The sequence below is a fragment of the Microcoleus sp. T2B6 genome, from assembly GCF_036700475.1.
Taxonomy (GTDB): Bacteria; Cyanobacteriota; Cyanobacteriia; order Cyanobacteriales; family Microcoleaceae; genus Microcoleus.
The window spans coordinates 64,683-73,494 of record NZ_JAUBOZ010000032.1 but is presented as its reverse complement, the minus strand read 5'-3'; the positions used below and the strand labels follow the sequence as shown (position 1 = coordinate 73,494).

The window sequence follows — 8,812 nt, the reverse complement described above, 5'->3', positions numbered from 1 at the left end:
ATCTCGGTTTTTGATTAAGTTCTCCTTTCTTGGCTAACCTTTCTAAGGCTCGGAAAGAGCTAAAGGATTCAGCAACACATTTGAGGGATTGTTGAGCCACTTGCGAGTATAGTAAACCGTAATTCTCGTTGGGTTTGGCAATTTTGTACAGGTCTGGGTATTTAATTGCGCCTTGGTCTTTGAAGTACCGTTGCCGACTTTCGTAAGTGCCGACATTAAACAGATTGTTTGACCATCTTAAGATTTGCTCGACAATGGTTTTGTCAAGTCCCTTTAAATGCCAAACATCTTTTTGCACTGCATACATTAATTTCAACCTCCTTTGATTAATTGTACTATATTTAGAAATATCTAACTGGGAGACTAAAGTCTCCCTCGCCCTTTCATCCCTGGACTAAAGTCGCAGGGTTTTCAGGGTATTTCTTATAAAACTGTGTCCAAAAATCAGGTGCTTTTTTGCCTTTCCAGCGTTTGTACCATCTGCCAAAGTCTTGAAGTTTCGGTAATTCTACTTCTAAAATTGGCGGAAAATCTGCATAACTGACAAACCGACTGATGCTTTTAGCGTGGACGTAGACCATGTGGCGACAGCATTCGATCCGGTAAATCTGGTCTGTTGAGATATTGAACAGCAGTGCGACTGTTTCTTCTGTGACAAATCTTGCCAGCGGATGAAGGACTGGGGACTTGTGGATTATTTTGGAGCAGGCGAAGGTGCTTGATTTTAGCCCAAATGCTGCTATCATGGTTATTCAGACAGCTAGTAACTGTCTATTTAAGTTTTAAAGACGATCGCCCTTTAGTTGTCCAGACCGGGGGGCGATCGGCTTTTTAGATGAATTTATTGTAAGGTGTTATAGCACCCATTGTGAAGCATGGGTTTAGTAAGAATTAAAGTCAGAGAACTAGCCGCAGAGAAAGGTTGGACATTCAAGGAAGTTTCAGAACGTTCTGGAGTGGTATACAACACGGTCAAGCATTATGCTCGCTGTCCAGGGCTGACAACGGTTGACTTTACTTTGCTGCTGAAATTAGCTCGGACTTTTGATGTGATGATTGAGGATTTGGTTGAGGTTTTGGAGGAATAGGTCGATCGCCCTTAAGTTGTCTAGACCGGGGGCGATCGCTTTTTTGTATTTTTTACACTATAGCATGATTAACTGTACTTAGTCAAACATTATTGTACTTAATCGGACTGAGGATGGTAACATCAAGGAAAGTTGTTATTAATAGTTGATTATTCTTCGTGGCTAAAACTAATACTGCGATCGCGGTCAGTTCCGCGATCAAGGAAGTCATTCAAAAACAAGCGCTAGCGACCAGACTAACTCAGAAAGAAGTAGTGTATTTGGGAATGCTGGCAATTGATGCACTCGATAAGGAAAGCCGCCAAGAGTTGGCGGACAAGGTGCATCAAATGCAGATGAATGGGGAGATTTGAAGCTGAGGGAAACCAGGTCAACAGTGTAATCTTTACGGCAAAAATGGACTCAACTTTATCCAAGGTCGATCAGCTTTCGATGTAATATCAACAATCGGGGCTTGAGAATATTGGCTGCGTATCACGTCAATTTTCTTTCTTTTGCTTTCGACGTAGAGTTGCATCGTTAATTGGGGGCTCAAGTAAATCCACCATAGCAAAAACGGCGATATCAACTTCTTGCTTCTTCCTTGAGCAATTCGTTGCGGTGCAGCGCGGTTGTTGGGATGCTGGGGCTACCTCGGTGCTTTACGCCAACCATTGGCTTTAGCCTCTGACTCTGTGCAAAACCATCTCTCACCGCTAGCTGGATCGATAACTGTTGATTCGTAATCTTCCATGCCTGGAAGGTGATAAACCTTATTGCCTCTATCGATCGAGATGTTGCCTTTGATAGTACATCCTGGTTTTGCGATCGATGTAATTGGAGAAGGTGAACGACTAGGACTAAACTCCATTGTAAGAACCACAATGACAGCCAGAATCCCAATACCAAAAACTGTTTTGAGTACACCGCGTTTCTGTGGTTTCTGCTTTGTTGGTTCATTTCGAGGTGCAACACCTTGAATTGATGCTCTAGTTGCACGTACTTTCCCGTCTGTTTCAGCAACTTGCTCGTACAAAATCGTATCTCCGACTTTTGGGCGACGACTTGCTTCCTTCAGCGCACTGATATGCAAGAAAACTTCTTTACTGCCATCATCCGGTTTAATGAAGCCAAACCCCCGATCGTTTTTCCATGTTGTCAGTTGCCCTTTATTCAGAACAGGTTTCATAAAATTGAACTTTTATTCGTGCTTAACAGACTCAGCCAACCGCTTCACATTCTCTCGCCAATGAACATTAATCGGACTGTTACGAATATCAACTTCTAGGGTTACTTATTGTAACTAAGAATCTGTAGTATGTTCCAATCCGTTTTAAGTTTTGACTCGATCGCCCTTTAACTGAGGCTGGGTATCAAGCATTAAATCCCTTTGAATCCCACTTCCAGATCCATCTCTTTTGCCGGACTTACAGGAGGTTGAGGCGCGGATTGGGTTTGGTTGCGAAAAACACCAATTTGATTGAGAACGATCCCGATTAAAATGATGCTGCCGCCGATGTATTGAGCTGTTGTGGGCGTTTCCGATAAAATCAAATAGGCGGTTAAAATCCCCGCGATCGGACTAAACGAACTGGCGAGGGATACATCTGCAGCGCCCGTCGTTTTTAGTCCGGTAAACCAGCACAGTTGTCCGCCAACAACAATAATCGCACCATAGACGAGCATCCACTGCCAGAGGAAGGGCGCAAAAACATCGATAAAGTGGGTGGGAGTATATAAGATTAAAACGACAATAAAGAAAACAACTGTTCCCAGTGTTGTTCGGATAATAGAGAACAATCCTAACGGAATTTGTTTGAGCGTGACTTTACTAATAATCGTCGAAATGGCTAACGCGATCGCCCCGGATGCTGCCATCAATTCGCCTCTGCCGATCGTCAATCCGCCCATGCCCATCATATCGGTAGTCGGTGCTTGCAATACAATAGTCAGTGCAACACCGACAAACGAAACCATCGCCCCGGCAATCACCCAAAGATTGACGCGATCGCCCAAAATTAGAATGGACAGCGCTAAAATCAGAGGCGGCTCGATGCGTCCAATCAGTACCACATTATTGACAGCGGTTAAATCCAACGCCATAAAAGTTAAGGCTGGAGCCAATGCCCCAGATAGCAAAGAAATTGCGATCAACCCCCACCATGTTTTACTGGGAATCGAGCGGAAATTTTGCACCGTACATTGCTGGCGATAAACCAGGAATAAAACTGCTAACGCGCAGAGATTCCCTACAAATAAAACATTACAAAGTGAAATCAAATTTCTGCCGTCGATCAGGTTCTGCGCTCCTAAATCGGTCAGTTTGCGAATGACAGAGTTAGAGGCAGCAAAAATGAGGATTGCTAGTAATAAATAGGTTCGTCCAGGGATGCGGTTGAATAATTGAGACACGATAATAGGAACATGAATATATGATGCGTTCTCTTCTTTATACCACTGTTTCCTATGCGGTAATTCCTTACAGAAATATACAAAAAAATCCCCCGCCAGAAGGCAGGGGATTTGATTTAATTACCTACAAAACCAGAGTTCAGAGTTACCCGAATTTCCCGGCTGTCGAGGCAATTACAAAGGCCGCGTAAGTGAGGACGTTGCCCACAGTAAAGTGAACTAAGCCAACCAAACGACCTTGGACGATCGACAAAGCAACAGGCTTGTCTTTCCAGCGAACCAAGTTAGCCAAAGGAGTGCGCTCGTGAGCCCAAACCAAAGTCTCGATCAACTCTTGCCAGTAACCTCTCCAAGAGATCAGGAACATGAAACCAGTTGCCCAAACAAGGTGTCCGAATAAGAACATCCAAGCCCAGACTGACAAGTTGTTAGTACCATACGGGTTGTAACCGTTGATCAACTGAGAAGAATACAGCCAGAGGTAATCGCGGAACCAGCCCATCAGGTAGGTAGAAGACTCATTGAACTGAGCCACATTACCTTGCCAGATGCCCAGGTGCTTCCAGTGCCAGTAGAACGTTACCCAAGCTAGGGTATTCAACATCCAGAATACAGACAGGTACATGGCGTCCCAAGCAGAGATGTCGCAAGTACCGCCACGGCCGGGGCCGTCGCAAGGGAAAGCATAACCGAAGTCTTTTTTGTCCGGCATCAGCTTAGAACCGCGTGCATCCAGAGCGCCCTTGACCAAGATCAAGGTGGTGGTGTGCAAGCCTAGTGCGATCGCGTGGTGAACCAAGAAATCGCCAGGTCCGATCGCCAAGAACAGAGAATTAGTACCGCTGTTAATCCCGTCCAACCAGCCTGGGAGCCATACGTTGCCGTAGTTGGGCCAAGCGGTAGAAGCAATGCTGTCAGGGTTAGACAACAGCACGTCCATGCCGTAGAGAGCTTTTCCGTGAGCAGCTTGGATGAACTGTGCGAACACTGGTTCAATCAAGATTTGCTTTTCAGGAGTTCCGAAAGCGACTACAACGTCATTGTGAACGTACAAGCCGAGAGTGTGGAAGCCCAAGAACAGCGACACCCAGCTCAAGTGAGAGATAATCGCTTCTTTGTGCTGCAACACGCGATCGAGCACGTTGCCTTTGTTTGCTTCAGGATCGTAGTCCCGCACCAAGAAGATAGCTCCGTGGGCGAAAGCGCCGACCATGATGAATCCAGCAATGTACTGGTGGTGGGTGTAAAGCGCAGCCTGAGTCGTGAAGTCCTTACCTATGAAAGCGTAGGGAGGCATCGCGTACATATGCTGTGCTACCAGGGAGGTAATTACGCCCAAAGCAGCGAGGTGAAATGCCAGTTGGAAGTGCAGGGAGTTGTTGTAGGTTTCATACAAGCCTTGGTGAGGCAAGTTGAACTGTCCTTCACTCTTGCCGCCGACCAAACCAGCCTTAGAATCCAACATCTCTTTGATGCTGTGACCGATACCGAAGTTAGTCCGGTACATATGACCGGCAACGATAAACAGAACTGCGATCGCCAAGTGGTGGTGAGCGATGTCTGTCAGCCACAGGGATTCTGTTTGAGGGTGGAAGCCACCCAAGAAAGTCAGAATTGCGGTTCCCGCGCCTTCGGAAGTACCGAAGACATGGTTCGCTGCATCTGGATTCTCGGCGTATACGCCCCAGTTACCACTGAAGAACGGAGCCAAACCGGCCGGGTGAGGCGGGGTAGACAGGAAGTTGTCCCAACCTACGTGCTGTCCGCGAGATTCGGGGATAGCAACGTGAACCATGTGACCAGTCCAAGCCAAAGAGCTGACACCGAACAAACCAGCCAAGTGGTGGTTGAGGCGAGATTCAGCATTTTTGAACCAAGACAAGCTGGGGCGGTACTTGGGCTGGAGGTGCAACCAACCTGCGAACAGGAATACAGCCGCCAGTAGTAGCAAGAAGATAGCTCCTTGATACAGGTCGGCGTTTGTCCGAATCCCTTGGGTGAACCACCAATGGTAGACACCGGAGTAAGAGATATCCACCGGGTTAGAAGCGCCCCCTTGAGTGAAAGCTTCTACTGCAGGAGCGCCGAATTGCGGGTCCCAAATCGCGTGAGCGATCGGGCGGACGTTTAGAGGGTCTTTAATCCACTGTTCAAAGTTACCTTGCCATGCTACGTGGAACAGGCTGCCCGATGTCCACAAGAAAATGATTGCTACGTGGCCGAAGTGAGAAGCAAAAATCTTTTGGTAAAGATTTTCTTCGGTCATGCCATCGTGGCTTTCAAAGTCGTGTGCTGTGGCAATCCCGTACCAGATCCGCCGTGTGGTCGGGTCTTGGGCAAGGTCTTGGCTAAATTTTGGAAATTTCGTTGCCATAAGCCTTGATTAATCCTGAATCCTGAACAAAATTGAAGGGATTCGGTTCGGAGTTTGGATTCTCGATTTGAGATTCCTCCCAAATCGAGAATCCAAAACCTAGGGGTAGTTTACCCTACCGAAATGATTCGCGCTAGGAAAAATGCCCACGTAGTGACAATTCCTCCTAGGAGGTAGTGAGCTACACCCACAGCCCGACCCTGAATAATGCTCAGAGCGCGAGGCTGAATCGACGGAGCTACCTTGAGCTTGTTGTGAGCCCAAACAATCGACTCAATCAGTTCTTGCCAGTAGCCGCGGCCGCTGAACAGGAACATCAAGCTGAAGGCGAAGACGAAGTGTCCAGCTAGGAACATCAGACCGTAGGCCGACAGTGCCGAACCGTAGGACTGAATCACCTGAGAAGCTTGCGCCCACAGGAAGTCCCGCAGCCAGCCGTTAATCGTGATCGAACTTTGTGCGAAGTTGCCGCCGGTAATGTGAGAAATTGTGCCGTCTGACGATACTGTTCCCCACACGTCCGACTGCATTTTCCAGCTAAAGTGGAAAATCACGATCGAGATGCAGTTGTACATCCAGAACAAGCCTAGGAACACGTGATCCCAACCAGAAACTTGGCAGGTGCCGCCACGGCCTGGGCCGTCGCAAGGGAACCGGAAGCCCAAGTTGCCTTTGTCAGGAACCAAGCGAGAACTGCGTGCAAACAACACGCCCTTCAAGAGAATCAGGACTGTAACGTGAATGGTGAAAGCGTGGATGTGGTGGATCATGAAATCCGCCGTACCCAACTCGATCGGCATCATCGCTACTTTGCCGGCGACTACTACTGCACCGCCGCCAAAAGCGTGGCTGACGATTTCGGTAGCATTAGGCGCTGTTGTGCCCGGAGCCAAAGCGTGGATGTTTTGCACCCACTGGGCAAATATCGGACGCAACTGAATCCCGGTATCCGAGAACAAATCTTGAGGACGACCGAAAGCGCGCATCGTGTCGTTGTGAACGTACAAACCGAAGCTGTGGAAGCCCAAGAATATACAAACCCAGTTCAGGTGGGAAATGATCGCATCTCTATGACGGATCACGCGATCCAACAAGTTGTTGACATTTCCAGCGGGATCGTAATCCCGAACCATGAAGATTGCTCCGTGAGCGGCTGCTCCAACAATCAGGAATCCGCCAATCCACATGTGGTGGGTGAACAGGGATAGCTGAGTCGGGTAGTCGGTCGCGATGTACGGATACGGAGGCATCGCGTACATGTGGTGGGCGACGATGATGCTCAGAGAGCCCATCAGTGCCAAGTTAATCGCCAGTTGCGCGTGCCAAGAAGTAGTCAGGATTTCGTAGAGACCTTTGTGACCTTCACCAGTGAAGGGGCCTTTGTGGTTCTCTAGGATTTCTTTCATGCTGTGGCCGATGCCCCAGTTCGTGCGGTACATATGACCAGCCACGATGAACAGCACTGCCAAAGCCAAGTGGTGGTGTGCTGTATCAGTCAGCCACAAACCGCCTGTGGTGGGGTTCAGACCGCCTTTGAAGGTCAGGAAGTCTGTGTATGCGCCCCAGTTGAGGGTGAAGAAGGGGGTTAAACCTTTAGCGAAACTCGGGTAGATGTCAGCCATCAAGCCCGGTGTCAAAATCCACTCGTGCGGCAGGGGGATGTCGGCAACTGTTTTGATCAGCTTACCGCCGACTGTCAGCGGTGCACCTGCATCGATCGCGTCCATGCAAGCATTGATCGGCAGAGCCACGTGAATTTGTTGTCCTGCGAAGCCCAAGCACCCGCAGCCTAACAAAACTGCCAAGTGGTGGTTCATCATCGATTCCACGTTCTGGAACCATTCCAGTTTCGGAGCGCGGACGTGATAGTGGAACCAACCGGCAAACAGCATCAAAGCTGCCATTACCAGGGCGCCGATCGCAGTGCAATATAGCTGGTATGAGTTAGTGATGCCGTTGGCGCGCCACAGTTGGAATAGACCAGAGGTGATCTGAATCCCGTGAAAGCCGCCGCCTACATCTGCATTTAAAATTTCTTGACCAAAAATCGGCCAGACCACTTGAGCGCTGGGCTTGATGGCTGTAGGATTTGTCAGCCAAGCTTCGTAATTGGAAAATTTAGCGCCGTGGAAATATGCGCCACTCAACCATACGAAGATTACTGCCAAGTGGCCGAAGTGAGCGCTAAAGATTTTGCGCGAAACGTCTTCTAAGTCACTTGTATGACTGTCAAAGTCGTGAGCGTTAGCGTGGAGGTTCCAAATCCAAGTGGTGGTTTTTGGCCCCTTAGCTAGAGTGCGATCAAAATGACCGGGTTTTGACCACTTCTCGAAAGAAGTTGGAACCGGATTCTTATCGACTACTACCCTAGCTTTTACCTCTCGCTCTGGAGGACTAATGGTCATGAAGACTCTCCTCTCGGTAAGACAAGGAACGAGAACTGAACACTGTACCGGACACTCCCCACGCTTGATTAGGCGGGGGATTCTCGAAAAAGCCGACACTACACGGCACTTTACTCTTTGCAGAGCTAGACGCAGGTGCATCGTCTCCCCAAGCATTTTGCTTCTGTGAAGAAGCCAGTTTCCCAGTGTCGCTAACAATGTGCCTGGGTACTGCCAACTCTTCTCGCTATCTGGAGCCGCCGATCGCGTCCTTGATTCAGACTTGATACGCCTGCTCCTTTTGAGGGAGTTTTATGAATTATAAGCTTGCTAGAGAAGTATTAATCGCTTGTTAACAATACTTAAAAAAGGCTCAATTCTTGATGTAATAACGCCTTTAAATCCCACAGTCCCTCAAAAAAGTCAAGGGGTACTGCCATTAACTTTACAAAACTCAAAGATAAGGTAATTTAGGAATACTCATTTGTAGATATATGTTTGGCAAAAAGGCTGCGGCAATTAAGAGTGGGAGAGGATGGGTTGCCCGCTGCTGCCTCAATCCGGGCTCCTACGCG

At 48.3% G+C, this 8,812-nt stretch carries 7 protein-coding genes and 2 pseudogenes; 2 read left to right on the top strand and 7 right to left on the bottom strand.

Annotated features, from left to right (window positions below; genetic code table 11):
- Together QUA00_RS16155 and QUA00_RS16150 are read right to left on the bottom strand one after the other, a co-directional pair.
- Window positions 1–307: pseudogene (locus tag QUA00_RS16155) on the bottom strand (RNA-guided endonuclease InsQ/TnpB family protein); the annotation flags it as partial.
- A gap of 118 nt (window positions 308–425) precedes the next feature.
- Window positions 426–746, bottom strand: a pseudogene (locus QUA00_RS16150) (hypothetical protein); the annotation flags it as partial.
- A 129-nt stretch (window positions 747–875) separates the two neighbouring features.
- Between QUA00_RS16150 and QUA00_RS16145 the strand changes: the two are divergent.
- A complete protein-coding gene (locus QUA00_RS16145; RefSeq protein ID WP_006631306.1) occupies window positions 876–1,088 on the top strand; it encodes a helix-turn-helix domain-containing protein in 213 nt (70 codons plus the stop codon).
- Between the two features lie 158 nt (window positions 1,089–1,246).
- Window positions 1,247–1,441: a hypothetical protein gene (locus QUA00_RS16140; protein WP_333140510.1), complete on the top strand. Its 195-nt coding sequence runs from the start codon at window positions 1,247–1,249 to the stop codon at window positions 1,439–1,441.
- Window positions 1,442–1,473: 32 nt separating this feature from the next.
- On the opposite strand, the gene QUA00_RS36845 is transcribed toward QUA00_RS16140, so the two are convergent.
- The 5 genes from QUA00_RS36845 to psaA all read right to left on the bottom strand — a co-directional run bounded on the left by QUA00_RS36845 (window position 1,474) and on the right by psaA (window position 8,258).
- A complete protein-coding gene (locus tag QUA00_RS36845) occupies window positions 1,474–1,605 on the bottom strand; it encodes a DUF6939 family protein (protein WP_445252016.1) in 132 nt (43 codons plus the stop codon).
- Between the two features lie 111 nt (window positions 1,606–1,716).
- Entirely contained in the window at window positions 1,717–2,256 is a 540-nt protein-coding gene (locus QUA00_RS16135) for a cold shock domain-containing protein (protein ID WP_333140508.1), read from the bottom strand.
- Between the two features lie 191 nt (window positions 2,257–2,447).
- Window positions 2,448–3,479, bottom strand: coding sequence for a DMT family transporter (locus QUA00_RS16130; protein ID WP_333140506.1), 1,032 nt, complete (start codon window positions 3,477–3,479; stop codon window positions 2,448–2,450).
- A gap of 145 nt (window positions 3,480–3,624) precedes the next feature.
- Entirely contained in the window at window positions 3,625–5,853 is a 2,229-nt protein-coding gene (gene psaB / locus QUA00_RS16125) for a photosystem I core protein PsaB (protein ID WP_333140504.1), read from the bottom strand.
- Window positions 5,854–5,963: 110 nt separating this feature from the next.
- Window positions 5,964–8,258: a photosystem I core protein PsaA gene (psaA, locus tag QUA00_RS16120; RefSeq protein ID WP_333140502.1), complete on the bottom strand. Its 2,295-nt coding sequence runs from the start codon at window positions 8,256–8,258 to the stop codon at window positions 5,964–5,966.
- Window positions 8,259–8,812 lie beyond the last annotated feature (554 nt).